This window comes from Bacillus sp. FF-1 (genome assembly GCF_028548245.1).
Lineage (GTDB): Bacteria > Bacillota > Bacilli > Bacillales > Bacillaceae_G > Bacillus_A > Bacillus_A paranthracis.
The window spans coordinates 157,481-183,457 of the sequence record NZ_JAQQGG010000002.1 but is presented as its reverse complement, the minus strand read 5'-3'; the positions used below and the strand labels follow the sequence as shown (position 1 = coordinate 183,457).

The 25,977-nt window shown below is 33.2% G+C and carries 24 protein-coding genes, 1 pseudogene and 2 other annotated features; of the genes and pseudogenes, 7 read left to right on the top strand and 18 right to left on the bottom strand.

Annotated features, from left to right (window positions below; genetic code table 11):
- Window positions 1-12: 12 nt before the first annotated feature.
- Window positions 13-2,244: an MMPL family transporter gene (locus PQF83_RS06300; protein WP_000716562.1), complete on the bottom strand. Its 2,232-nt coding sequence runs from the start codon at window positions 2,242-2,244 to the stop codon at window positions 13-15.
- Window positions 2,245-2,366: 122 nt separating this feature from the next.
- On the opposite strand from PQF83_RS06300, the gene PQF83_RS06295 reads away from it, so the two are divergent.
- Entirely contained in the window at window positions 2,367-2,984 is a 618-nt protein-coding gene (locus tag PQF83_RS06295; protein ID WP_000435998.1) for a TetR/AcrR family transcriptional regulator, read from the top strand.
- A gap of 141 nt (window positions 2,985-3,125) precedes the next feature.
- Here the strand turns inward: PQF83_RS06295 and PQF83_RS06290 are convergent, their stop codons facing one another.
- On the bottom strand, window positions 3,126-3,779 hold the full coding sequence (locus PQF83_RS06290) for an MBL fold metallo-hydrolase (protein WP_000401513.1): 654 nt from the start codon (window positions 3,777-3,779) through the stop codon (window positions 3,126-3,128).
- 67 nt (window positions 3,780-3,846) lie between these two features.
- Window positions 3,847-4,254, bottom strand: a complete 408-nt coding sequence (locus PQF83_RS06285; protein WP_000797951.1) for a GNAT family N-acetyltransferase — start codon at window positions 4,252-4,254, stop codon at window positions 3,847-3,849.
- A gap of 534 nt (window positions 4,255-4,788) precedes the next feature.
- Between PQF83_RS06285 and PQF83_RS06280 the strand changes: the two genes are divergently transcribed.
- The gene (locus tag PQF83_RS06280; protein ID WP_000646618.1) at window positions 4,789-5,145 is read left to right on the top strand and encodes a PH domain-containing protein; all 357 of its coding nucleotides are present in this window, start codon (window positions 4,789-4,791) and stop codon (window positions 5,143-5,145) included.
- 294 nt (window positions 5,146-5,439) lie between these two features.
- On the opposite strand, the gene PQF83_RS06275 is transcribed toward PQF83_RS06280, so the two are convergent.
- The gene (locus tag PQF83_RS06275) at window positions 5,440-5,925 is read right to left on the bottom strand and encodes a hypothetical protein (RefSeq protein WP_001143424.1); all 486 of its coding nucleotides are present in this window, start codon (window positions 5,923-5,925) and stop codon (window positions 5,440-5,442) included.
- Between the two features lie 203 nt (window positions 5,926-6,128).
- On the opposite strand from PQF83_RS06275, the pseudogene PQF83_RS06270 reads away from it, so the two are divergent.
- Window positions 6,129-6,731 (top strand): annotated as a pseudogene (locus tag PQF83_RS06270) (DUF2441 domain-containing protein).
- 33 nt (window positions 6,732-6,764) lie between these two features.
- The gene (locus PQF83_RS06265) at window positions 6,765-7,706 is read left to right on the top strand and encodes a nucleoside hydrolase (RefSeq protein ID WP_033671930.1); all 942 of its coding nucleotides are present in this window, start codon (window positions 6,765-6,767) and stop codon (window positions 7,704-7,706) included.
- Between the two features lie 162 nt (window positions 7,707-7,868).
- Here the strand turns inward: PQF83_RS06265 and PQF83_RS06260 are convergent, their stop codons facing one another.
- Window positions 7,869-8,735: an MBL fold metallo-hydrolase gene (locus PQF83_RS06260; protein WP_001184077.1), complete on the bottom strand. Its 867-nt coding sequence runs from the start codon at window positions 8,733-8,735 to the stop codon at window positions 7,869-7,871.
- A 155-nt stretch (window positions 8,736-8,890) separates the two neighbouring features.
- Between PQF83_RS06260 and PQF83_RS06255 the strand changes: the two genes are divergently transcribed.
- Together PQF83_RS06255 and PQF83_RS06250 are read left to right on the top strand one after the other, a co-directional pair.
- The gene (locus PQF83_RS06255) at window positions 8,891-9,628 is read left to right on the top strand and encodes a ZIP family metal transporter (protein ID WP_000440593.1); all 738 of its coding nucleotides are present in this window, start codon (window positions 8,891-8,893) and stop codon (window positions 9,626-9,628) included.
- An 82-nt stretch (window positions 9,629-9,710) separates the two neighbouring features.
- Entirely contained in the window at window positions 9,711-11,411 is a 1,701-nt protein-coding gene (locus tag PQF83_RS06250; RefSeq protein ID WP_000467230.1) for a pyruvate oxidase, read from the top strand.
- Window positions 11,412-11,454: 43 nt separating this feature from the next.
- On the opposite strand, the gene PQF83_RS06245 is transcribed toward PQF83_RS06250, so the two are convergent.
- The 13 genes from PQF83_RS06245 to PQF83_RS06185 form a co-directional block, all read right to left on the bottom strand.
- Window positions 11,455-12,459, bottom strand: coding sequence for an ABC transporter permease subunit (locus tag PQF83_RS06245; protein ID WP_000267884.1), 1,005 nt, complete (start codon window positions 12,457-12,459; stop codon window positions 11,455-11,457).
- 1 nt (window position 12,460) lies between these two features.
- A complete protein-coding gene (locus PQF83_RS06240; RefSeq protein WP_000929044.1) occupies window positions 12,461-13,327 on the bottom strand; it encodes an ABC transporter permease subunit in 867 nt (288 codons plus the stop codon).
- A 54-nt stretch (window positions 13,328-13,381) separates the two neighbouring features.
- Window positions 13,382-14,653, bottom strand: coding sequence for an MFS transporter (locus PQF83_RS06235; protein ID WP_255256082.1), 1,272 nt, complete (start codon window positions 14,651-14,653; stop codon window positions 13,382-13,384).
- Window positions 14,654-14,860: 207 nt separating this feature from the next.
- Window positions 14,861-15,892, bottom strand: a complete 1,032-nt coding sequence (locus PQF83_RS06230; RefSeq protein WP_000721363.1) for an alpha/beta hydrolase — start codon at window positions 15,890-15,892, stop codon at window positions 14,861-14,863.
- A 210-nt stretch (window positions 15,893-16,102) separates the two neighbouring features.
- A complete protein-coding gene (locus PQF83_RS06225; RefSeq protein ID WP_000897876.1) occupies window positions 16,103-17,983 on the bottom strand; it encodes an FtsX-like permease family protein in 1,881 nt (626 codons plus the stop codon).
- A gap of 11 nt (window positions 17,984-17,994) precedes the next feature.
- Complete coding sequence (locus PQF83_RS06220; protein WP_000106430.1) at window positions 17,995-18,762, bottom strand: ABC transporter ATP-binding protein; 768 nt, start codon at window positions 18,760-18,762, stop codon at window positions 17,995-17,997.
- 252 nt (window positions 18,763-19,014) lie between these two features.
- Entirely contained in the window at window positions 19,015-20,934 is a 1,920-nt protein-coding gene (gene thrS / locus PQF83_RS06215) for a threonine--tRNA ligase (RefSeq protein ID WP_000663052.1), read from the bottom strand.
- 44 nt (window positions 20,935-20,978) lie between these two features.
- Window positions 20,979-21,202: a binding site (T-box leader), on the bottom strand.
- 35 nt (window positions 21,203-21,237) lie between these two features.
- Window positions 21,238-21,461, bottom strand: a binding site (T-box leader).
- Window positions 21,462-21,585: 124 nt separating this feature from the next.
- On the bottom strand, window positions 21,586-22,293 hold the full coding sequence (rluF, locus tag PQF83_RS06210; protein ID WP_001222168.1) for a 23S rRNA pseudouridine(2604) synthase RluF: 708 nt from the start codon (window positions 22,291-22,293) through the stop codon (window positions 21,586-21,588).
- 185 nt (window positions 22,294-22,478) lie between these two features.
- Window positions 22,479-23,099, bottom strand: a complete 621-nt coding sequence (locus PQF83_RS06205) for a YdbC family protein (RefSeq protein ID WP_000925148.1) — start codon at window positions 23,097-23,099, stop codon at window positions 22,479-22,481.
- 152 nt (window positions 23,100-23,251) lie between these two features.
- Window positions 23,252-23,395 (bottom strand): PhzF family phenazine biosynthesis protein, encoded by a 144-nt coding sequence (locus PQF83_RS06200; protein ID WP_002080500.1) that lies wholly within the window; start codon window positions 23,393-23,395, stop codon window positions 23,252-23,254.
- A 12-nt stretch (window positions 23,396-23,407) separates the two neighbouring features.
- Window positions 23,408-24,226: a hypothetical protein gene (locus PQF83_RS06195; RefSeq protein ID WP_001142118.1), complete on the bottom strand. Its 819-nt coding sequence runs from the start codon at window positions 24,224-24,226 to the stop codon at window positions 23,408-23,410.
- 151 nt (window positions 24,227-24,377) lie between these two features.
- A complete protein-coding gene (locus PQF83_RS06190; protein ID WP_000409891.1) occupies window positions 24,378-24,764 on the bottom strand; it encodes a DUF4440 domain-containing protein in 387 nt (128 codons plus the stop codon).
- Between the two features lie 148 nt (window positions 24,765-24,912).
- Window positions 24,913-25,257, bottom strand: a complete 345-nt coding sequence (locus PQF83_RS06185; RefSeq protein ID WP_140158722.1) for a hypothetical protein — start codon at window positions 25,255-25,257, stop codon at window positions 24,913-24,915.
- A 133-nt stretch (window positions 25,258-25,390) separates the two neighbouring features.
- On the opposite strand from PQF83_RS06185, the gene PQF83_RS06180 reads away from it, so the two are divergent.
- Complete coding sequence (locus PQF83_RS06180; protein ID WP_001170861.1) at window positions 25,391-25,966, top strand: hypothetical protein; 576 nt, start codon at window positions 25,391-25,393, stop codon at window positions 25,964-25,966.
- Window positions 25,967-25,977: the final 11 nt, after the last annotated feature.

The window sequence follows — 25,977 nt, the reverse complement described above, 5'->3', positions numbered from 1 at the left end:
TGGCTTTTTCAACTACGCATCCACTTTTTGTATCTCTTCACTCTTCCTTGAAAGTTTTCCTGGCCAAAAAGCAAAGCGGCCTAAAACGACTGTGATTGCCGGTACAAGTAGTGGTCTTACAATAAACGTATCTAGTAATACACCAATTGCTGTTACAATACCAAATTGAACGAGCACTTGAATTGGAAGTGTTCCTAATACAGCAAAAGTTCCGGCTAAAATTAAACCTGCAGATGTAATGACACTACCTGTTTGTATAACACCATTTTTTACTGCATCCAAATGATTTTGTGTCTTCCTGTTTTTCCATATTTCTGAAACCATAAAGATATTATAATCTTCACCTAAAGCAACTAGAAATACAAATGCGTATAACGGTATTGCACCTTGAATAGCCGGTGCCCCCATACCGAAGTGAAGTAATATCCATCCGGCTCCTAATGCAGAGAAAAATGATAAAACAACAGTTACAATTAAATAAATCATCGCGACAATTGATCGTAAGTAAACAAGTAATAATAAAGCTATAATACTAATCATTACTGGAATAATAACCGCTTCATCACGTTCTGTAATTTGCTTTGTATCATATAATGAAGCCGTTTCTCCGCCAATCCATAGTCGATCTTCTGCATTACTAACCCCAGCATCTTTTAATACTTTTTCTACACGAGTTTTCAATTTAGGGATTTGATCTAATGCTTCAATTGAGTATGGATTTTCAGCTAAAGAAACCTCATACATTTTAATTTGCTTATTTTCTTTCCCCTCTTTTGGCTCTTTCACTGTTTTTACGAAAGAAAATTTCTCTAGTTCTTGTTTAATAGGAAGCTCTTTTCCTTTCGTGTCAACAACAACTTTTGCTGGCGCTAGTTCACCAGCTGAAAAATGATCACTAATTAACGTAAACCCTTCGCGTGAAGGCATATCTTTAGGAAACGATTCTAATAAGTCATACGTGTATTGAATACGTGGTACAAATGATGCCAATCCACCTAATACAAATACAGTAAGCATAATGATTGTCCACGGTCTACGTACTACAACATCTCCAAGTTTTTTACTAAAGGCACCTTTTGATTTTTTAACTTTTACTACTTTCTTTTTCCTTCTTGCTAATTCCTCATTCATCGAAGTTGTTCTCGGTACAAACGGGAAGAATGCAGCTCTACCGAAAATTAATAATAACGCTGGTAAAATTGTTAAAGCAGCGATTCCCATAATAAATACAGCAACACTAAATGGTACTGCAAATCGATGGAAGGCACCATAATGAGCAAGTAATAATGTTCCTAATCCAAGTACAACTGTTAACGCACTCATTATTATTGCACCACCAGAAGCTTTAATTGCAAGTTGCAGCGCCTTATATTTGCTTTCTTCTTCTAACAAGTACTCCCGATATCTCGAAATTAAAAATAAGCAATAGTCCGTTCCAGCACCGAACAATAACACTGTCATGATTGATATCGCTTGGGCATCGACTTTAATCCATCCGTGATCAGCTAAAAAACCGAGTGTAGGACTAATAATGCCGTATGCAAAGCCAACAACAAGTAAAGGTAAAATCGCTAATATTGGTGAGCGGTACAATAAGATTAATAAAACCAATACAAGTAATACAGTAGCAACTAACAATTTCACATCTGCTTGACTAAATAAGCTAACTGCATCCGTTTGAATGCCTACAGGTCCAGATAATCGAACATGTAAACCAGCGTCACTAATTTTTCGTTTGAATGGATCTTCATCGACTTTACTATTCACTATGTTTCTTAAATCTTCAAGATTTCCTTTTAATATATCTGTTCCAGCCGACTTGTTAAAAAATACCGGTGTAACAAATGATGTACCGTCTTTTGAAGTACTTTTTGATAATACTTGTTCCGGGATTGTATCAAATGGTGGTAACGTTGATTGTTCCTTTAAAGGACTAGCTTTTAACTCTTTATAAACGTCTTGTATGAGTTTATAATCTTGTGACTGTAATCCACCATCTCTATACCATACTACTAACAACGGATTCCCCGCATTATTCGGAAACTCTTTTTTCATAAGTGCTTCCGCTTGCTGCGACATAGCTGTTTCGGGTAAATTTTTCGGGTTCGGTTCTTTCGTACTATTTACTTGTGGTAACGTAAATGAAAGTAATAATGTAATAAGAATCCATACCGATAAAGTGATCCATTGCGTATTTTTACCTGCTACAAGCCTCCCTAACATATGTAACGGGTGCTTTTTCATAAAAAACCCACCTTCCTTTTTTCCTCCACTATTAATTATATATACTGGTCGGTTAATTAATCAAGAATGAATAAAAATTATGTTATAATTATCTAAACAATACATGTCAGGAGCGAATGGATTTGGAACAAAAACAACGCCCTCTTGGAAGGCCTCGTCAAAATAAAAATACAAAATCTACAAAAGCAACCATTTTAGAAGTTGCAACTCGGTTATTTCTTACTCAAAATTATCAAGTCGTTTCTATGGAGGAAGTAGCAAAAGTTTGTGGTGTTACGAAAGCAACCGTCTACTATTACTATTCAACAAAAGCAGATTTATTTACCGCTACTATGATTCAAATGATGGTACGTATACGTGAGAATATGTCGCAAATACTCTCTACAAACAATACTTTAGAAGAGAGATTATTAAACTTTGCTAAAGTTTACTTACATGCCACAATGGATATCGATATGAAAAACTTTATGAAAGATGCAAAACTGTCGTTATCTGAAGAACAATTGAAGGAATTAAAAAAAGCTGAAGATAGCATGTATGAAGTGTTAGAAAAAGCACTCGCTAAAGCGATGCAATTTGGAGAAATCCAAAAAGGAAACCCTAAATTTGCCGCTCATGCATTCGTATCTTTATTATCAATTGGGAATTTTAAAGATGAAAATGACAATCCTATTCTTACAAATATAGATGAATTAGCACAAGAAATCGTTTCTTTTTATTGGAACGGATTAGGACGTTAAAATTACATGGGTTTCCTTTAATAAAAAAGCATGTTTGTATTTCTTCAAACATGCTTTTTTATCATTTAAGTGTTTTATTTATATACCAACAATTAGACTACACTTTAGCATCCATTATTAAAAAATTATTATCTTCGACTTTTACAAATTTTGAAGTTGAATCTTTATATTCCCCTTACTTAATCCCCCGTGGTAACAAACTACAGATTCAATATCTAGATTTAAATACTTCTTCAAAGACTGCCGTGCTTCCATAATATTTAAAGTTGTTGGAGCATGAACTCCTCCTAACACTCCATTCACACTATACATCGAGTCTCCAGCGACAAGAATTTTGCTTCGTTTCAAATATAAACTAATATGCCCCGGAGTATGCCCTGGAGTATGGAGAATTCGTATTCCACCGCAATACGGAAGTTCTTGCCCGTCAATCACAGTGTCACTCACTTTTCCTTTTGGTGGATTCTCTACATGTACATCTTTCAATAAAGGTAAATCTCCCTCAATATATGGCTTATCTAACTCGTGCGCATATACTTTAATATCGCTTACACCATTCTCAAATACATCAGGAAGGCTACCTATATGATCTATATCCTGGTGTGTCAAAATCACAACTTTTAGCTTATCAACAGATACCCCAACTCTCTCCATCTCTACTTGTATATCTTCGAATTGTCCAGGAAAACCAGTATCTATTAAAACTGCCATTTCATCATTCCATAAAAGAATTGGGTGAATGATAAATTCTTGAAATTTAAGTTGTAACATTTCTACCCCTTTAGCAATCTCCATACAGCAATTCTCCTTTATAACTGAAGTTTGAAAATATGTACGAGTAAACTGAAAATATAAAGCACCGCTATCTCATAATATGTTTTGTCATCCCAATAGAGAATGCTTCAAACCCTATAGATTCATAATAAGATTGCAATTTTCCCACACACATAAGTTGCGGAATAACCTTGTTTTGTTCGCAGTGATGGATTAATCGTTTCACTATGTCTTTTCCAATACCAATATACTGATACTCCGGCATTACACATACACCGCAAATAACACCTGTTATTACACCATCTGATATAACACGCCCCATACCAATTAATTGTTGCTCTTTAAATGCGTATATTGCATACCAACTTTGTTTACACATTTGTTCTAATTCATTCACTGTTAATTTAAGAGAATTCCATCCTAAAGATTCATATAAAGCTAATAATTCATTAAATTTTGTAGGATGTTCACTTGTGTAGTGTATACTATTTTTCATGTAAATACTCCCTATTCTATAGTTTGTTAATGTTTCATAAAATTCCCCTTATGAAAATTGCGATTGACGTGAAAATAACTAGAACAAACTTCAATAAGAAAGATAGAATTCCTTCTCAACATAAAATAAAAAGAAGTTATCTCACTTGAGATAACTTCTTTTATGTAAGACTCTCATTATATTATCAACCAAAAAATATACAACTGCATACGATTAGCACAAACAAAACTAATAAACCATTTGAGAAATAACCCATTGAATACTACCCCTTTATTAAATTATGTAAAAGATTTTATCATAAAATGATTTACAACTTAATAACTGAAAAAGACATTGTATTCATTAGTTACGTATATTTAGTAATATTTTAATTTCTATTCATATTCTCCTTACTTTATTGTACTAGAAACTAAAAAGAATTCTCTTTCCCTTTTCATCCCTCAACTAAAATTCAATAATACAAATTTCGAAATGTTAATATATGATAAAATAAATTTAACAACACTTTACTTACAATAATAAGGGGGCCTGCTCATGAAGGCGAATCTAGGAACAATAAAAGAACACTTAAACAGTGAAGAAGATATTCTTTCTACACTCTACTGCGTAATAAATTTTGGTTATATCAGTAGATCTGGCATTTTAGCTGCTACAAATAAAAGATTATTGTTCTGTTCTGATGCTATGTTTGGAAAAGGACTAAAATGGGAATTCAAATATACTGAAATAGAAGATTTCAGTCATACGGATGGGGTTGTATTAGAGATGTCTGCAATTCCCTTTATCAAAAAAATAACCATGAACCATGGAGACGATTTTATTGTCTTTGATAATTTTTCAAGCCCACAAAACGTACAATCCTTTTTTAAGTTGGTTCAATCCAAGCAATAAACCTATCAAGACTCTTACATATACCATATTCTTTGACACGGTAAAGCTTATAGAATGTAAAAAGAGGGTTGCATTTGCACCCCTCTTTTTATATGTCACTGTTTTACTTTAAAATCTCTTTTTCACACATAGCTCTACTTATATTTTTTTGACTCATAATACCTTCTTAATTTTCATAATGTTTTCACCTAAGTAAACGTATGATTTAGATTATCTTCATTATGCATGCTACAATCTTTCAATAGACCACATTTAACATTATATAATTTTTATAATTAGATAATACAAATTTATTTACGCTACTTTTACAGCTTTATTCTTCAAAATAAACTTTGCAAATAAGAAACGCACAAGTGGCCCCATAATAATTAATTGTAATGGATAAGCCATAATGAAATTTTTAATAAAAATTGTAAAATATATTGAAACAAATGAATCCCCTTGTAGCCCACCATGTAAATGCATCATAGTCATTCCGAAAAATGACATAAAGAACACCATTCCGATTACCATTGCTGTCGCCATCGCAACTATAATATTTATTTTCTTCGATTTATCAAACGGTAACATGAATACAATTTTTTTCGCACAAGGTCCAACGATACATATTTCAATTAATAGCGCAATAATAAATCCAATTAGTAGTTCTAATGCGATCTCCTTAATATGAATTGGCCCTCCTGATCCATTCGTTAGTAAATTGTAAAACGTCATTACGATAACCATCCCAAGGCACATCATCATACCAAATTGGAGGTTTTCCTTTCTTGTTGTTGGCAAAATTCATCATCCTTTCTCTTTGAGTCTTTGTCATTATATCGATATTGGAAACCTCTTCGTAAGTGAACATTTTGTGAACAAATTTAAAACGTTTTCATATATTTTCTTTGCTTTCAACTCAAATTCTCACTTTTACTTATAAAGGTTTTATATATTTCAATGTTGAATTACTAAATTGAAACATTACTACTAGGAGGAGAACCATGAATGAACAAGGATTTTTCGTATATCATATCGTAACAAGGAAAAAAATGAAGATTGGACAAAGCATTCAATTTAATAAAAATCAAACTAATACGCTATTCCACTTCTTTTTTGAAAGAAAACATTTAAATTCTAATGGTAAAGATTCTATACAAATTTTAAAAGAACATTATACAAATGAAGAATTACATATAAAGAATGAAAATGCTACAGTCGTTATGAATTACATGGATCAAACAATTAGAGCCATTAGAGAAACGATTGTGGAAATGGTTAGGCTGCAAGAATATCCTGATTATCCATCAAGATTGTCTTGTTTATATGCTGCTAAAAGCTATGAAGATGCTTTAAAATGGAAAGCATTATTTGATTCTTACAATCGAGAAGTTTTGCAGATTGTTAAACTACGAGTAATCGGAAGTTCTTTTGAAGGTGACGGGAATCTTTTACCGAAAGAAGATGCTATTCCTTTTTCTTAAAAAATGGAACAAGCTAGAGAATATTGGAAAGGAAATGTGAATAACGAACTCCCTGAGCTACTCATTAATGGCGAAATTGAAGTAGTCGAAATTATTGATGACTTTTCCTCAATGCATGTTTAATTTCTAACTAAATCAAATAGGATGGAGATTACAATGATGAAAAAAGTGTACTTCAATCATGATGGTGGTGTAGATGATTTAATTTCACTATTTTTATTACTTCAGATGGATAATGTCAAACTTACAGGTGTTTCAGTTATCCCTGCTGATTGCTATTTGGAACCAGCAATATCTGCAAGTCGCAAAATTATTGATCGCTTCAGCAAAGAATATATTGAAGTAGCCGCATCAAATTCCCGTGCGAAAAATCCATTTCCAAAAGACTGGCGGATGCATGCATTTTATGTAGATGCTTTACCAATTTTAAATGAGGCTGGAAAAGTTATAACACCTGTAGCAGCAAAGCCTGCACATCATCACTTAATAGAAACGCTTCTACAAACGGAAGGAAAAACAACTTTATTATTTACGGGACCCCTAACTGACCTTACTCGTGCATTATATGAAGCTCCCATAGTCGAAGATAAAATTGAACGTCTCGTTTGGATGGGGGGGACATTTCTTACCGCAGGCAATGTACATGAACCAGAGCATGATGGAACAGCTGAGTGGAATTCATTTTGGGACCCTGAAGCAGTAGCTCGTGTATGGGAATCAAAAATTGAAATTGACTTAGTGACACTAGAAAGTACAAACCAAGTTCCATTAACTATAGACATACGTGAACGTTGGGCAAAAGAACGAAAGTATATTGGTGTAGATTTCCTTGGCCAATGCTATGCGATGGTCCCTCCCCTCGTTCACTTTTCAACGAACTCTACTTACTACTTGTGGGATGTACTAACAACTGCGCTTGTCGGAAACACTAACCTCGCAAAAACTCAAACGATTAATAGTATCGTTCATACATACGGACCAAGCCAGGGGCGTACAGTGGAATTTGATGGTGGGCGACCTGTAAATGTAGTATATGATGTAAACCACAATGGATTTTTCAACTATATAACTGAATTAGCAAAGAAGGCTTCTACTTGAACCACTATCTATACGAAAAACACATAGAATGACACCCCTCCAGACAATGATTCCCCATTTAGAATTTGGTTGAAACTACATATTTAAGTATTGAAAAGAGTATTGAATTAAATTTCAATACTCTTTTTGTGCAATTTAATTATATTGGATTCATGTCGTGTCTTATTGATTATTCATTTCATAACCATTTACAAAAAACGTTATTGTTTCTAATTCATCTTCATTTAATTCTCTATCTATGTCTCGTTTATACGCTTCCTTTATCTTCCCTTCATCGCCTTTATGTATTTCAGTATAAGTTCCTACTGTTTTTAACATACGAATCTCTTGTAAAAACTCCTCTCGATTTATCGCTTCCCCATGAGAGAGAATATATGTCTCAGCATCAAATTTTTCTAATTCATCTATTAATGCAAACGTTCTTTTCGTCGTATAGTTCCACTTCGAAGAAAAAATATCTGCATATATACAGTCTCCTAAAAACAATATCTTTTCTTCTTTTATGTACATAACAACTGAATCATGTGCATGATCTCCGCCCACATGTTTTAACACGCAGGTCACCTCACCAAGGTCTAATTCAATTTGATCCTGGAACGTTAAGGTTGGAAGAATAATTTTAATATTTCTCGCTTTTTCTTCAAACTCTTTTTTGATGCAATCCGCACAAAATGCAATTTCCGTACCCTCTTTTACGCGTGCGTCCAACGCTTCATCTGTCCATTCATAAGATACTATTGCCTGCATTTCTTTTTTCGTTTCAGCGTGTGAAATAGTTAATGCATTCTGTAATACAGATAATCCAAAAATATGATCCCAATGCCAATGCGTTAGTGCTACAAAATCAGGATTCGATACATTTTTTTCTTTTAACATTTCTAAAAATAATTGTGCATGTTCCTCTGAATTCCCTGCATCGATCATTAATGTTTTTTCTTTTCCAATGACCATTCCTAATATAGGTCTATCTGTTTCAGAAACTGGTGTCATATACCAAAATGAGTTTCCTATTTTTTTAATTTGTTGCATAACCAATTCCCCTTTTCATTTTCTCACTTAAATTTAATATATAAATTATAACGAATCACTACTTTTTTCTCTATAATCAAACACAATTACTTGGACTAATCTAACTTTCCTTTTCGTAAGCTAAAAATAAGGTGGAAGAATCGGAGTGTGATACGATGGAACGATTATGGATTCCTATGATAGTTACATTTTTTTCATTTGGTGGCTTATTATTAGGCGGTGCTGTTGGCATTGCTACGCGCCAGCTAATTGAAGAAAAAATGCATCGTTTATATGCATTATGTGGCGGAATTTTACTTGGACTCTTACTACTTGAAATTATTCCTGAAACATTTTCAAGTTATGAAATGATTGGACCTATACTTGGTATGGCTATCGGTATTTTAATTATGAGCTTATTAGATAACTATTGTCACCATCCAATGATACATACAAAAGATCAACAAGCATGGCAAACTTTCCTTTTTCTCTCTTTCGCTATATTTATTCATAATTTGCCGAGTGGATTTGCTTTAGGTACTGCTTTTATTAATCATGCTGACTCTGCCATACCTTTTTTAATAGCAATCGTCGTTCACCATATTCCTGAAGGCTTAGCATTAATTATCCCCTTTCTATTTACAAAACATAAATATATTTCCTTTTTATTAACAACTTTATTACTATCTCTTATTCTCGGTACCGGTACAGTTTTTGGCATTTTAATGGAAGGAAAAGCGCTTCATTTACAAGGACTCATTATGGGAAGTGCTATCGGTTCACTTGGCTATGTCACAATTCATGAAATGCTTTGGAAAGCAAAGAAGCAGCTCTCTTTCCTTTCATTTTTAACATGGGCATCTAGTGGATTTTTACTAATAACAGTATTTACACTATTCGCTGGTCATCATTAAAGATAATAATATTATCATTTGTATATTTTTCCTTTTTCTCCAAAACATAATAGTATCTACCTGATTATAAGGAGGAACAATTATGTTTGGAAAAACAGCCGGTGAAGCATTAGTTGATTTATTAATTGACTGGGGCGTAGAACACATATACGGTATGCCTGGAGATTCCATCAATTCTATCATTGAAGCTTTAAGAAAAAAACAAGATAAAATTAAATTCATTCAAGTTCGCCACGAAGAAGCTGGTGCATTAGCAGCGGCTGCCTATGCGAAATTAACAGGAAAACTTGGCGTTTGTATGGCAATTGCAGGACCTGGTGCTATTCATTTATTAAATGGTTTATATGATGCGAAACTCGATAAAGCCCCTGTTCTAGCAATTTCAGGTCAAGTAGAAACCGATTTACTCGGAACGGATTTTTTCCAAGAAGTAAATTTAGAAAGAATGTTTGATGATGTCGCGGTTTATAACCAGCGTATTATGTCAGCAGAGCAACTACCTGCCGTAGTGAATCAAGCAATTCGAATGGCTTATACGAAAAAAGGTGTATCCGTTCTTACAATTCCAGATGATGTCCCGAAATTCGAAGTAAAAAATGGTGCTCGTATTACAAATACTTCTTTTACTTTGCCTGAGTTGTTTCCACAAAAAGAAGATTTAGATGCAGCAAAACTCGCAATAAATGCAGCGACAAAACCTGTTATTTTAGCTGGTAAAGGAGCAAAACATGCGAGAGAATCTTTACTTGCATTTGCAGAACATATTGGTGCTCCAATCGTACTTACATTACCAGCTAAAGGCGTTATTCCGGATGAACACCCTCTTTGTATTGGTGGATTAGGATTAATCGGAACGAAACCTTCTTATGAAGCAATGAAGCATGCAGATACTTTAATTATGGTTGGTACTTCTTATCCGTTCACCGGTTTCTTACCTGACAAAGCTAAGACAATTCATATCGATACAGATCCTGCCCAAATTGGGAAACGTTATGCGACAGATATTGGTTTAGCTGGTGATGCTGAAAAAACTTTACAATGGTTAATTGAAAATGTTGAAGAACACACAGACCATTCCTTCTTAGAACATTACCAAGACATGATGAAAAAGTGGGAAGAAAAATTACACGATCAAGAAGAAGACTCTTCCATTCCAATTAAACCACAACGCGTTATGCATGCTCTGCAGCAAGTAGCACATGATGACGCAATTCTATCAGTCGATGTCGGAAATGTAACAGTATGGACAGCAAGGCACTTCCGTATGACAAATCAACAATTTATCATTTCTAGCTGGCTCGCAACACTTGGTTGCGGTTTACCTGGTGCTCTTGCTGGAAAAATTGCATTCCCGGATAAACAAGTATTTGCAGTTTGTGGTGACGGTGGTTTTGGAATGACAATGAACGACTTCGTAACAGCTGTTAAATATAAACTACCAATTGTTGTCGTCGTATTAAACAATAATAAAATTGCGATGATTAAATTCGAGCAAGAAGTCATGGGTAATATCGAATTCGAAACAGACTTAACGAACCCTGATTTTGCAAAATATGCAGAGGCGTGTGGAGGTATCGGATACCGCGTTGAACATATAGATGAATTACTCCCAGCTTTTGAAAACGCAGTAAAACAAAACAAACCATGTATTATCGATGTAGTTGTAGATGCTAACGAAGCACCAATGCCAGCAAAAATCACATTTGGTCAAGCTGCTGGTTATACGAAGCATATGATAAAAGAATTATTTGAAGAAGGTAAGATTGATTTACCACCACTATAAACAGAAAAAGATAGCTGAAAACAAGTTGCTTTCAGCTATCTTTTTATTTTTGTATCTCTCTATAAAAAGAAAAGTCATTCGTAGTTGGTTGTACTTGTTTCTCTGCTTGCACTTCTCTACCTTTCCGCTCTGGCCTTCTCGTATTTCCTAACTTAATCGCATCTTGCATACTATTACTAACTAGATTTCCTGCGAGAATTGTCATACTATAAAAAGCAATCGGTATAAGTACAATCCATGTATGTGTAGTTAAATGGCGGAAGTTTTGACCAATTAGGCCAGTCCATTCTTTTGTTACACTATCTGGATCCATTCCACTGAAGGTTATTGTTCCGCCAAAAAATAATTGTAACAAACCAAGATGTAAAAGAAGTAATAACGTACTTACAAATTGTTGTGCTACTAATAAAAGAAATGGTGGTAACATATGAGGCCATATATGGCGCTTCAACCTCTGCCACTTACTACCGCCGAGCACAGTGGCTGCCAACATAAATTCTTCTTTCTTAATACGTTTTACTTCTTGCGCTACATACAACATCACTGTGGGTACAGCGAGACATACAAGAACTATAATTTGAAATGCCACACGCAAATATAACGGCACAACTTCTGCTCCACTATCAAACGTTAATACTTCATTTAACATAAAATAAGAAATCATAACCATCGGTACAATACTAAAAGGATCAAAAAAGGATGAAATAACTGGAAAAGAACGTTTACCATACATACCAAGAAGTAAACCAATTCCCCCTCCAACTATAACTCGTAAAATCGCTATAATTATACTTGCACCAACTGTCCATTTTGCACCTTCTATTATTAATTGAACAAGGTCACGACCTTTCACATCACTTCCAAACCAAAATTTACTTGATGGTGCAAATGGAGCTGCCTCTAGTTCCCCTTTTTCGTTATACATCATCGTAAGTTCACGAATATTCCCATCAAAAAACAACGTATATCCAATACTAACAATCATTAGTACACTCAAAAAAGTAATACCTATCCAAAATCTCACATCTCTTTTTACAACTTGCCACATGTTACACACGCTCCTTTATAACATTTTGTAAGAACGTATGTAATAAACGAAATAGTATAAAAAGCGGTACGTATAATATAATTAAGCTCACTGTAAATATTTCTAATTTCGAATTTTCTTTTACAAAAACAAACATGCCGTACGTATTAAATATCCATTCAATAATATATAGATTTGATAACATAAATAAAATATTTGTTTTTGCATAATAGATCGTTGTTAACAAAACATTTCTTGAAATATGATGTGTTAAAATATGTCTTAAACTAAGCCCTTTACTTTTAGCAAACAAACTATAATCTTTCTCTAATTCTTCTTTAAACCGTAATAACAACAGTTTAATAAACAATAATGTTGTTGGTATTGTAAGACATATAATTGGTAACAAACGTATCCTTTCTTCCCCTAATCCAGCCAGTTTGATCGGCATAAATCCTGTTTTTTGAAACATAATTACGACAAGAAGTTGCGATAATAAAATAAGTAATATATCTGGTATACTCTCAAGCGTAAGAAAAATCCCGTTCCACATTTTCTGTTTCATATGAGAACGCTGTAATACCCAAACGACAAGTATATACGCTATAAGCAACGAGAATAAAAAAGCTGAAAGAAATACAATCATCGTTTCAATATAATGAATCCATATTTGCGGAAATAATTTTCTTGAGTCCCGAAATCCATATGTAATTTCACCCGGTTGAAGTAACTTTCCTCCAAGAAATACAATCGTGTTCCAAAAACCGATTAAATCAATTTGCAACCCCTTAAATAAACGCGGTAGTGCACCTAGGCAGAGTATACATAAGATTGCAGCTACTAGTTGTAAACAAGTAATCCCACACCACTTAACCATTCGCATCAACATAACAATTTCCCCTTACCATACGATAGAATATTCAGAAATAAAAAACTAAATATATCACATCTCTTTAGCTACTGTATGTACTTGCTTTTGCCCACTTGGTAGAATAGATTGATATAAACATGTAACAAACAATAATAAACCAAATAAAATAATATACAATGTATCTGCAAGAATCCATTTTGGGAATAACATCGCTATCGCCCCGAGAGATAAAAGCTGGAATCCTGTCGTTAATGGACTAAGCAAGCTTTGTACACGCCCCATGAATGACTCTTCTACAATTTCATACATCCAGCCCGATATTGCAACATTAATAAACGGTAAAAAGAAAGTCGCAAAAGCGATACATACATAAAAAGACCATACGTGATTTACAAAGTAACACATACCGAAGAAGATCCCTGAACCTGCCATACCAAATACAATAATAGGTTTAGGAGCATATTTCTTACCTATACTCGTTGCTACTATACTTCCAATTAATAATGAAATCCCTCCAACTACACCGCCCACCATTGCTAAACTTTCATACGTTGCTGGTGCCAATTTGTATTTTAATATGTAAGTAGTAGATACGCTTAAAATACCATTTAATAAACCAAACACGATAAATCCTAAAAGTAATTTTTTTAAAGTTTCATTTTGGTATATATACTTGATCCCTTCTTTAAACTCTGTTATTAACATCTTCAAATTAACTTCTTTCCATTTTGTTCTCCCATTTGGTAAACGAACTTTTTCTGGAATGGAGATCGTTTGAATCAAAATACCACTCATAATAAAAGTGAGCGTATTTACTAAAATGCTCCCGTAAATTCCAAAAGTCCAGTACACCATCGTTGCAATTCCTACACCAAACAAAGCATACAAACTATTTACCATTTGATTCATACCCGCTGCTGCACCGTATTGGTCTGATTCAACCACTCCCTGTATCATCGACTGTTCTGATGGAGAGAAAAATTGTATACATGCATTTTCCAAAAACAAAAATATAAAGACAAGTATAATCATCCCGTAATAAAGCGAAATTAGGATTCCAATATTACAGAGCGAACAACATATATTACTTATCGTACAAATACGTTGTCTATCAAAACGATCCACTACTGTCCCTACTAATAGAAAAAAGATTAATGCAGGTAACGCAATCATAATTTGCGTCATTGTTGCGTAAACTGGTTGTTTTCCGTATTGATCTAACAAGTAAAACATTAAAGAAATTCCAGCAATCATAGAACCGAGTCGTTCTAAAATATTCGCTAGAAAAAATCGTGCATACACTTTGTTGCGAAATAACTGTAGCATTTCTTTCATATTTCGTATCCTTTCTCTCGACAAAATAGTATTATTTTAGTCATTTCTCGGAAGTTATATTATATTTTTCGACCATTATCCAATCTTTTCCTTCTATATAAAGAACAATAAAAAAACTCTTGTTATCTATACAAGAGTCTTTTTTATTTAACTTCGCTTCATGTAATGATATATCTCGCTAACTTTTTAATTCTCTATAGTTTGGATACACTTTATTTATTTTACAAATGTATCGGACATCCACTCATAAAACTTTTCCTTCTCTTCAAATTGCGGATAATGCGCGGATTTTTCAAAAGTAATAAATTCTTTTTTCTCTGCTTCAATCGTATCAAAATATGTTTTTGCCGCATGAAATGAAGTATTATAGTCATATTTCCCCATAAGGAAATAAAACGGTAACTTCAGTTTCTTCACCTTAGTAGGTAATGGATTCTTTAAATCTTTTTCTAATAAGACAGTCTGAGAGTGTGATAATCCAACGTTATAACGAATTACGTCAAACAAGTTATATTCATTACTAAGTAACATCCCGATGTTATCACCATTTGGATTTTCAATGAGTCTTGATGTTCCACCATATTTCGCAACATAATTTCGCGGAGTGTATGTATCGCCATTTTTAATTTTTTCAGTCAATCCATTTAAATAGGAAACCTCATCTGTATTCCCAGCATTTTGTGCCTGTTCAATTACATAGTTTAAACTATCCATTTCACTTTCTACTGTATCACTCATCTGCCCTATCCCAACATACGCTTCGTATTTTTCAGGTGCTTTATTAGCAGCTTGCATTCCAATATATGTACCGTAAGAATGACCAATTAATATTACCTTTTCTTTTCCCATACGTTTTGAAATATACTCTGTCATAGCTAATACATCCTCTACAAGAAGATCTGATGTAAGATTTGAATAGTCCTCAAAGAAATGATACGATTTCCCACTTCCTCTTTGATCATAATTAACTACGGTGAATTTCTCTTCCAATAATTTTTGATACTTTTGAGCATATGGTATTTCTGAAGAACCAGGTCCACCATGTACAAAAATAATAACTGGATTGTTCTTATCTTTGCCGCGTATCATAATTTCATGACTACTTCCATTTATCTCTATTTGTTCTAATGTACTTATACTGTTTTTTCCTTTTATTTGCGAAGTCCATGTAGGAAATACTAGTGCTACGATTAATGTTAGTGTAGTTATGACTCCAATAAATGTTATTAATTTTTTTATCTTCTTCATAGGATATATCCTTTCTTATAAATTTGTAAAAATAACAATTTAATTCTATAAAACTACATTAATAATATCCCATACACTTCTTAACATTCCGCTATATAAACTCTTAATATTTTCTTAATTTTCAATACATTAATCGTAGAAAAACTTAATCACAGGTATTACAAATATAGAAAAAAGCCCTTGTTTTCAAACAAGGACTCTTTTCATAAACTATTTAGCTACTTCTTCTTTCGGCATTACCATACCTTTATAAAGTTGAACAGTTATCCAGTAATAGATGAAATAAATGACTAAGAAGATTCCTATTGGCACCCACACTTTCACAAACGGGTCAACTAATATAAAGCTGAATAAGTTAAGCCCTACTAACACGTGGGAAATACCAATAATCGCTGGGAAGATAAATAAATATGAAATTTCTTTATATATACTTTTCGTTAACATACTACGTCTCACACCAATTTTTCGTAACATTTCATAACGTCGTACGTCACGAGAAGCACCTGTTAATATTTTGAACATAAGGGAACTTGCCATCATTGCTAAAAATGCAATTCCGAGGAAAAATCCCATAAACATTGTTCCACTCATGAAGCTGTTCATAAATTGATAAATTGTCATTTTCGTAAATAAGTCTACTTTTGTACCTGTTGTTTTTTCAATTTGTTCTTTTTGTCTCTTATCTATTTCGATCAACAACGGTTTATACTTTTTCATATCATCTACTTTTGCTAATGTTACAGTGTGTTCTGTTCCTTGAATTCCTTTATAATGTGCTTCATCTGCAATTCTTACAGGTTTTCCGTTAAATTGATTATGTGTAATTTGTATTTCTCTTACAATTGCATCTTCCCAATCCCTCGGCATACGAGGGAATTTTGCTGATTCAGGAGCCTCTAAAGCAGAATATACAGGTTCAGTTAAAGGTTCAGTCACACGTTTACGAACAGGCTCTTTTAAAGTTTTTGTATCAAAGTGGTCTGAAACAAGTGGCGGTTTCGCAGTTAAATCGTTACGTAAGTAATAAACCGCTTCTCCATCTACTTTATACTTGTACTGGCTTTCTTCCACAATTTCCATTTCTTTTAATGCAGCTGTATCTTGTTCATTTGGATCATGAATTACGACATCATATACACGTGAGAAGTCTGTCATAATACCTACATTTTTTTGGAATGCCATACCTGCAGTCATCGCACCTGCGCCTAATGCAATTAACATTGCTACAGTACCTAATACTCTCGATAAGCTATTTACTCGAAAGCGTAGCTGTGCATATGTAAAACTATTTAAGCCCGTTTCATTTCGCTTTTTATTCCCTTTAATTTTCATCACAAAAAATGGGAGCAATGAACTAAAGATAAAATATGTTCCAAGCGTTGTAACGATTGTCGCTATTATAAAACCAAATTCAGCATATATTTTTACGTTAATCATAAAATAGTACCCTGTACTTACTAGTAATACACCAAGTACAGTCATTATAATAATGCGAGTTTTACTTTTCTTCACTTCATCTAGTGTTTCATCTTCACGTATTAATTCTAATTCTGTTTTACGTAATAAACGGATGCTATTCATTAAACCAGTAATAAAAAATAATATTAAGAAGAATATAGCTGTAACTATGATTGCTGGTGTATATACAGATGAATAACTACCCTTTGCTGAAATTTCCATACCATTCATTAAAAAATTTCCTGCTACACTTGCAAGTAACATCCCTACTAAAATCCCGATAATAATACTAACAATACCCATACCGAATGTTTCAATAAATAATAACTGTGCTACTTTTTTCTTTTTCGCTCCGAGCATCATGTACATACCGAGTTCTTTTCTTCTTAATGTGAGTAAGAAAGAATTGGCATATATAATATAAAATACAGTAATGAAAGATAATAGTATTGCACCTACCCAAAATACGAGTCTAATACTACTAATGAGACTATTATCTTTCGTAAATTCACTATTCATCGCCATCGTTTGGAACATGTAGAAAATACTAATGCTAATAACGAGACCGATAAGTAAAACCATATAATCTTTTAACATCTTTTTCATACTATGACGTGATAATTTGAATAACATAGTCTCGCCCCCTACTTAGACTCAGCAGCTGAGCCCATATGAGCGAGCACACCTAAAATGTCTTGATAGAAACTTTCTCGCGTTCCTTGACGCTTTAATTCTTTATATAGAAGACCATCTTGAATAAATAATATACGCTCACAATAACTCGCACTAAATGCATCGTGTGTAACCATCAAAATACTTACATTGTGATTTTCATGTAAATCTTGCATCGCTTCTAATAAGCTTTTTGCATTTTTACTATCAAGTGCTCCTGTCGGTTCATCTGCTAATACGATTGCTGGATTATGTACTAAAGCTCGTGCTGCCGCTGTTCTTTGCTTTTGTCCACCAGAAACAGCAGTTGGATATTTTGTTAAAATTTCAGTAATTCCTAATTTCTTCGCCACCTCATTTACCTTTCCAGTAATCTCACTTGAAGGTACACCTTGCAGAGAAAGTGGTAAAGCAATATTTTCATAAATTGATAAGTTTTCTAGTAAGTTAAAATCTTGAAAGATGAACCCTAATTTTTGAGATCGAAAATCTGATAATGCATTCCCCTTCATAGAAGTAATATTTGTACCAGCTATCGTCACACTGCCACCTGTCGCTTGATCCAATGTACTAATCACATTCAGTAAAGTCGTCTTTCCAGATCCAGAAGGACCCATAATCCCTACAAATTCCCCTTCTTTAATACTTAATGACACACCCCTTAATGCTTTTGACTGATTCTCATTTCTTTTCCCATACGTTTTTTCTACACTTTCTACAGTAACTACATTTGTTGACATCTCTTTCACTCCATCCCTTTTGTATAAATTTAATTTCTCACACATTTCTTATCTTTTTCTCATGTAAATTCTTAAGAATTTTTTAATTCTTCAAACTAAAAAGGTTATACAGATAACATGAACCTATTTCCTACTTCATATTCTCATCTTTCTACAACTCGTTCCTTCGATTTCGCTTACATTTACCTTACATTTTTGTAAGGTAAAAAAGAAAACACACCATTATGAATTGGTGTGTTTTCTCTTTAAACTCTATTTCCGATTATTTATTTCCTCTTTCATACTTTCCACAAATCCATTTAGTTCAACAACTTCTGATTTTTCTTCCCCATATTTACGTACATTTACAGCTCCGTTCTCCATTTCCTTATCCCCAATAACAAGTACATAAGGAATTTTTTGCATTTGTGCTTCTCTAATTTTATATCCTAATTTTTCATCTCGTACATCTCGTTCGACACGAACACCAGCTTGTGCTAATTTATCCACAATCTCATCTGCGTATTGTACATGGACTGCATTCGAAACTGGAATGACTTTCACTTGAACTGGTGCCACCCATGCCGGGAATGCACCACCAAAGTGCTCAATTAATATTGCTAAAAATCGGTCTAAAGATCCTAATACTGCTCTATGAATGACAACTGGTCTTCTCTTTTCATTCTTCTCATCTATATAATTTAAGTCAAACTTTTCGGGCATTTGGAAATCTAGCTGGATTGTTCCGCACTGATGACTTCTATTTAAAGCATCTTTAATATGGAAGTCAATTTTCGGTCCGTAAAATGCACCGTCACCTTCATTTAGTCTATATTTACAATTCAATGAATGTAATACATTTGCTAACGCCGCTTCTGCTTGTTCCCACAACTTATCATCACCCATTGAATCTTCTGGACGAGTAGAAAGTTCTACTTCATATTCAAATCCAAAAGTTTTATATACATAATCGATTTGCGCCATTACAGATTTGATTTCATCTTCAATTTGTTCTGGAGTTACAAATAAATGTGCATCATCTTGGCAGAAAGTACGTACTCTTAATAATCCGTTTAACGCCCCACTAAATTCATGGCGATGTACTTGACCAAACTCACACATACGAATCGGTAATTCGCGATAAGAATGCAATTTATTTTTGAACATTAACATATGACCTGGGCAGTTCATTGGTTTTAATGCAAAACTTTTATTATCCACTTCTGAGAAATACATATTATCTTTATAATGTCCCCAGTGCCCTGATCTTTCCCATACTTCTTGGTTCATCATGAATGGAGTGCGTACTTCTTGATAATTATATTCTTTTTGAATTTCTCTTAAAAAAGCTTCTAATTCATTACGAATAATTTGACCTTTCGGTAAATAAAACGGCATTCCCGGAGCCTCTTCAGAAAACATAAATAACTCAAGCTCACTCCCTAATTTACGATGATTTCTTTTTGCTGCTTCTTCAACGAAATGTAAATACTCTTCTAATTCTTTCTGGGAAGAGAATGCAACACCATATATGCGCTGAAGCACTTGATTGTTACTATCTCCTCGCCAATATGCACCGGAAACGTGAGTTAATTGAAAGGCTTTCAAATAACCTGTAGATGGTAAATGTGGTCCTCTACATAAATCTACAAATTCACCTTGCTTATATAGTGTTACACTTTCCTCACTAGGAATTGCTTCTAAAAGTTCTAATTTCAAGCGATCGTTCATTTCTTGAAACAGTTTAGCTGCTTCTTCTCGAGAAACCTCAACTCGTTCTATCTTTATATTTTCATTTATGATCTTTTTCATTTCTTTTTCAATTTCCCGTAAATCTTCTACGTTTACACTACTTGGAAGGTCCATATCATAATAAAATCCATTTTCAATAACCGGTCCTACACCAAGGTTTACATTACCATAAATTCTTTTTATAGCTTGTGCTAAAATATGTGCCGCAGAGTGCCTTGCAATTTCTACACCTTCATTTGAATCTAAAGTAATGATTTCTACTTCCGCATTTCCCTCAATATTACGGCGCAAATCATATAACCCATCATTTACTTTCCCCGCGACTGCTTTCTTTTTTAAACTATTGCTAATGGATCCCGCAATTTCTTCTAAAGTAATTCCTTTTACAAATTCTTTCACACTACCATCTGGAAATTTAATTTCAATCATTTGTTCTTTCATTTTTCATCTCTCCATTTCATAATAAAAAGCACACTCATCCCTACAATAGGGACGAGCGTGCTTATACCCGTGGTTCCACCCAGATTCCCATCATAAAAAACATAATGGCTTCATTTACGGTAACGTCGTTTACACGGCACTAGATACTTCATTTCCCCAGTGCAGCTCTAAGGTGGTAAGTTATTTTTCTGCGTTAGGAAGTTCTCAGCTTTCCTTCCTTCTCTGTATAACCGGGGAAAATAACTCGTGTCCTTTTCTTCGCTTATTATGAAATTGAATGCAAAAAAGCATATTCATCCCTAAAATAGGGACGAATATGCTTATATCCGTGGTTCCACCCAGATTCCCATCACAAAAAACATAATGGCTTCTTTTGCGATAACGTCGCTTACACGGCACTAGATACTTCGTTTCCCTAGTGCAGCTCTAAGGTGGTAAGTTATTTTTCTGCGTTAGGAAGTTCTCAGCTTTCCTTCCTTCTCTGTATAACCGGGGAAAATAACTCGTGTCCTTTTCTTTGCTTTTATAATTACATCCATTAATTGTTATTTACTATATCTTATTCATTTTATTTTTGCAAGTGTTAAAAATAAATTTTTATTTAATAAAAAAAGAAACCAAAAATAAATTTTTGGTTTCTCCTTCTCAATTTTACCACTCTTGTGGTTCGTAATTTAAGTCTGCAAATAGACGGCGTTTCTCTTTCTTCGTTAAATCTCTCCACTGTCCAACTGGTAAATTATTTAATTCAATATTCATAATTCTCGTACGTTTTAACGTATATACTTGATACCCTAAAGCTTCACACATACGACGAATTTGGCGATTTAGTCCTTGTGTTAAAATAATTTTGAACTCATATTTTGATAACTGTGTGATCTCACAAGGAAGTGTTTTCGTTCCTAAAATTTTCACACCAGCTGCCATTTTTTCTAAGAAATCAGGTGTAATTGGCTTATCTACTGAAACGATATATTCTTTCTCATGTTTGTTTTCAGCACGTAAAATTTCATTAACGATATCACCATCATTCGTTAACAAAATTAAACCGTCTGAGTCTTTATCAAGACGTCCAATGTGACTAATTCGTAATGGATGATTCACTAGATCGATAATATTACCTTTTACTGATTTTTCACTTGTACATGTAATACCTACTGGTTTATTTAAAGCGATATATACGTGATCTCGAGCAATGCGAAGTTGCTCTCCATTTACGCGTACATCATCACCTGGATTCACTTGGTCACCAATTTTTGCAACCTTACCGTTAATAATTACTCTTCTCTCATTAATTAATTTATCTGCTCCGCGTCGAGACGCTTTTCCAGCTTCACTAATAAATTTATTGATACGCAAATTAGGCACATCCTTTTCTAAAAAAATTTCAAGCTCACACTGCTTCTACCGTACAATACAAAAGGGTAAGCCTCCTATTATAACTTAAATATATTAACATGAAAGGGTATATAACGTCTTCTATTAATTACTTATTTATAAGAAAATATCTTTATTATACATTCATTTATGCACTTTTTCCGTGCTTAATATACAAACCATTCTTCCTTACATACAGCTTCTTTACCTCTTATATCTTCTATATCTTCATGAATATTAGCTAGTTTATACAACTCAGGGAAAATCTCTTCTACATAATTTTGATGCGCCATTCCATCTTTCCAATAAGTTAACACGATGTAACGATTTTCATTTTTTAAAGACTTCCCAACTACCCCACCTAGCATCCCTTTTATATTTTTCATTCCTTTATTCCAAATTGTTTCTTGTTTATGTAAAAATTGCTTTTCTTTTTCTTCCTTTACATCACATACAGCCGCCCTTACGAAGGATCCTTCTGTAACAACGTCTTTCAAAGGCACTTCTGCTATATCATACAATGTTTGAAATAATTCGATTTCACATGAAAGAAACGTATCCACTTGATTACTATTTAAATAAATTGTATCGTGAGCACCATTCATAAATGATTGATATGCATTTCTATCTTCCCATAAAGTAAATACACATGCCTCATTTTCATTCCATCCACCAAATTGTCCATAAAAACCATCTAGATGCTGTATATCACGCCATTTTTCTTGTGCTTTTGAAAACAATTCCTTTTTCTCTTCTTCTACCTTACAATAGATTGTTTTTAGTAGCATATCTAATTCCCCCTTATCTTACATTCCATTTCTCATCTGCAATACTTTCTACTTTTCCCCTAAACGAACATTATTTTTACTCTCTATTTCTTCAGCTCTTATATGTATTAAAGAGGACCATTTCATCTCGTATCCTTGTTCAACACGCATATTTATCTTTTCTGTTCCAAACAACGATACTTTAAAAGATACGCTGTTAAACATCCATTTGAACTTCCTGTTGCCACGTCTTTCGGAATCCCGTAATAGTCTGCAAAATCACGAACACTTAGATCACCTATTTGTTTACATAACATAATTATATCCTTCTAGTTATCTATAGTATTCAAAAAAGCATCCGCTCTTTCTATCAGCCATTCACCAAACGTACTTAAAAATAATAAAATTTCATTTATATCATTTATCGGTTCAATTACATATTGTAATGCCTTTCTCATATTTTTTTCTTGTTCGGGAAAATGCTTACTAAATAATTCATAGGCAGGATATAAGTCTCTGGAGTAAAGCCCTTCTCTCTCAATTGTCAATGCCAGACCTGACCTGATTATTATCTTCATAATCCAACGACAACAATCTTCTATATCTTCCACGCCTTTATTATGTATTAACTCTTTGCGTGCTTGTCCAATTTGTTTCCCCAGTTGAATAAGGTGTTCATGGGCTAACTCCTGACTTACTTTATATTTAGGTAAAGACGATGTTACATCTTCACCAAATATACATACTCCATGTGTCTGTATCATAAAGCTTATAAAAGAAAAACTCTTTGAATTTATCACTTCTTTTTCACTGTAAAAACTCAATTCCACTCCTGTTATACAATTAAACTTTTGCAAACTTTGAACTTCTAGTTTCTTTCGCCAACTTAAGTCTATTAATTTGGGATCCTTTCGTACTACTATAATTACATCTATATCTGCAATTCCTTCAATTCCAATCCCCCTTGGAATTGAGCCTCTTATATAAACACTGTGTAAATCATCCTGTAACAATTCACAACAAGTATTTTTTATTTCTTGTATTACCTCCATAAATATAGGTTGAACTTTTTCAGTATGTGCATCATTTATAATATATCCCTCATCATCAGTAAAACAAAAGCGCCCTATTTTCTTTATAGTTGGCAAATAATCAACTCACTTCCATACAAAAAATTATTTTATTCCATACGCATATTATAATTCTAATAATTCAGAATTAAAAACAAAAAAATAGGATGTAAACACTCTTATAAGGGCGTTTACATCCTTTCACTTTTATCATCATTTATTTTTCAAATTATAACGCATATCTTTCCATATGCTGTCTATATAACTTCCACCCAGCCATTTCTTTCTTAAAAACTTCCATCGCTAAAACTGATGCTACTTTTTTATCTTGCAAATAAAAATCTACAATTGCAGATAAAATCAGTTCATTCTCTGTTCTTAAAATATGTGTTAGATCTTTATATTTCCAATAAGGTTTTTGTCCTTCATAACTTTTTAATGTTTCAATATTATCTTCTTTATATGTAGCGCCTCGGTATACTTCATAGTCTCTATCACTGTAATACCCAAAGTAACCTATAAAATCATCTGATACCCAACTATTTATTTTCTCAATGTTACCAGCATTTAAATCTTTACGATATTCCTCAACCGCACGTATTGCTTCTTTCTCCATTGAATATATCTCCTTTTATTTTCCTATACGATTTTTATTCTCTTTTATAAAACAAAACACCTTCTTATTTATAGATTGAACCTCTTTTTAAAAATACAAATAACCATAAACAACTTAGGGGAACCTCATTGTTTATGGGGCATTCCATTTACTTTTCAAATAAATAATACGTAAGTTCTCCCGGATAATGTAATACTGTTACTTTCCGCTCACCTTTTTTAAAACTAACAGTATGCCCGTTTTCTCCTAAGTTCTCCCATCCATTTGCCTTTGTAATAGGCATTACACTTATATATTGATAGTCCTCTTCATTATCATCGTTAATATGAATTGCTGACATTGGTACTGGAAAACCTTTAATTTTAGATTCTTTATTCATAAATATGAATGCAATTAAACCAACTAATAACATAGCCATTGAAATACTTGAAACTAGTTTTCTTCTATTCATTTTCACTAAAAACCCTCTTTTCTCGTATATAACTTTCATTATTTTACCAACTTTAATTATTTACGTATATAAAATAAATAATTTATATACTTTCCAACTTAATTTTCTCTACTTTAAACAACATCATTGTTATATATTATAATTATAAGTTTTTAAATTTTGGAGGCGTTACATATTGCAGAAATTACTTTTTACTAAATTGTCAGTTATTATTTCTATTTTCATCATTTTCGGTACGATTTTCTACGTTACTAATGTGAAAAATAACAATGAAAAAGCAACTGTAGAAACAGTGGATACAAAAATTTTCAAAACTAAATTACAACCTAAAATCGATGAATTGACTACTAATTATAATGACATCATCGAAAAAGATTGGTTGCCTGCCTGGGAAGAGATTAATACGACTGGAGATTCAGTAGATCGAAATAAACTATTAGTTACAATGAATGCTGTTTCCAAACAATATGAAAACATTATGAATGAAATAGACACTTTGAAAATTAAAGAAAATATATCGGAAGTACAAATACAAGAACAACTAGTTTATTTCACAACTGAGTTTAAAGCTGCTTCTAAATTTATGAAAAACGCGGCAGATTTAATTATAGACGGAGCCACTAACTCTACTCCAAACAGTGCAACAATTGAAAATACGAAACATGCTTTAGGGCTTGCAGATCAACATATTGTCATCGCTTTATCTACTTTAACTGAAGTTGAAGAGAAATTAGGACTTTCGAAAAAATAGAATTCTTTACT

What these genes read in the sequence shown, in the direction of transcription:
- PQF83_RS06300 (WP_000716562.1), bottom strand. Translation starts at nt 2,244, where the DNA reads ATGAAAAAGCACCCGTTACATATGTTAGGGAGGCTTGTAGCAGGTAAA.
- PQF83_RS06260 (WP_001184077.1), bottom strand. Translation starts at nt 8,735, where the DNA reads ATGCAACAAATTAAAAAAATAGGAAACTCATTTTGGTATATGACACCA.
- PQF83_RS06280 (WP_000646618.1), top strand. Translation starts at nt 4,789, where the DNA reads ATGAAGGCGAATCTAGGAACAATAAAAGAACACTTAAACAGTGAAGAA.
- PQF83_RS06245 (WP_000267884.1), bottom strand. Translation starts at nt 12,459, where the DNA reads ATGTGGCAAGTTGTAAAAAGAGATGTGAGATTTTGGATAGGTATTACT.
- PQF83_RS06250 (WP_000467230.1), top strand. Translation starts at nt 9,711, where the DNA reads ATGTTTGGAAAAACAGCCGGTGAAGCATTAGTTGATTTATTAATTGAC.
- PQF83_RS06200 (WP_002080500.1), bottom strand. Translation starts at nt 23,395, where the DNA reads ATGTTATGTAAACAAATAGGTGATCTAAGTGTTCGTGATTTTGCAGAC.
- PQF83_RS06265 (WP_033671930.1), top strand. Translation starts at nt 6,765, where the DNA reads ATGATGAAAAAAGTGTACTTCAATCATGATGGTGGTGTAGATGATTTA.
- PQF83_RS06230 (WP_000721363.1), bottom strand. Translation starts at nt 15,892, where the DNA reads ATGAAGAAGATAAAAAAATTAATAACATTTATTGGAGTCATAACTACA.
- PQF83_RS06190 (WP_000409891.1), bottom strand. Translation starts at nt 24,764, where the DNA reads ATGGAGAAAGAAGCAATACGTGCGGTTGAGGAATATCGTAAAGATTTA.
- PQF83_RS06285 (WP_000797951.1), bottom strand. Translation starts at nt 4,254, where the DNA reads ATGAAAAATAGTATACACTACACAAGTGAACATCCTACAAAATTTAAT.
- PQF83_RS06225 (WP_000897876.1), bottom strand. Translation starts at nt 17,983, where the DNA reads ATGTTATTCAAATTATCACGTCATAGTATGAAAAAGATGTTAAAAGAT.
- PQF83_RS06205 (WP_000925148.1), bottom strand. Translation starts at nt 23,099, where the DNA reads ATGCTACTAAAAACAATCTATTGTAAGGTAGAAGAAGAGAAAAAGGAA.
- PQF83_RS06220 (WP_000106430.1), bottom strand. Translation starts at nt 18,762, where the DNA reads ATGTCAACAAATGTAGTTACTGTAGAAAGTGTAGAAAAAACGTATGGG.
- thrS (WP_000663052.1), bottom strand. Translation starts at nt 20,934, where the DNA reads ATGAAAGAACAAATGATTGAAATTAAATTTCCAGATGGTAGTGTGAAA.
- PQF83_RS06290 (WP_000401513.1), bottom strand. Translation starts at nt 3,779, where the DNA reads ATGGAGATTGCTAAAGGGGTAGAAATGTTACAACTTAAATTTCAAGAA.
- PQF83_RS06240 (WP_000929044.1), bottom strand. Translation starts at nt 13,327, where the DNA reads ATGTTGATGCGAATGGTTAAGTGGTGTGGGATTACTTGTTTACAACTA.
- PQF83_RS06255 (WP_000440593.1), top strand. Translation starts at nt 8,891, where the DNA reads ATGGAACGATTATGGATTCCTATGATAGTTACATTTTTTTCATTTGGT.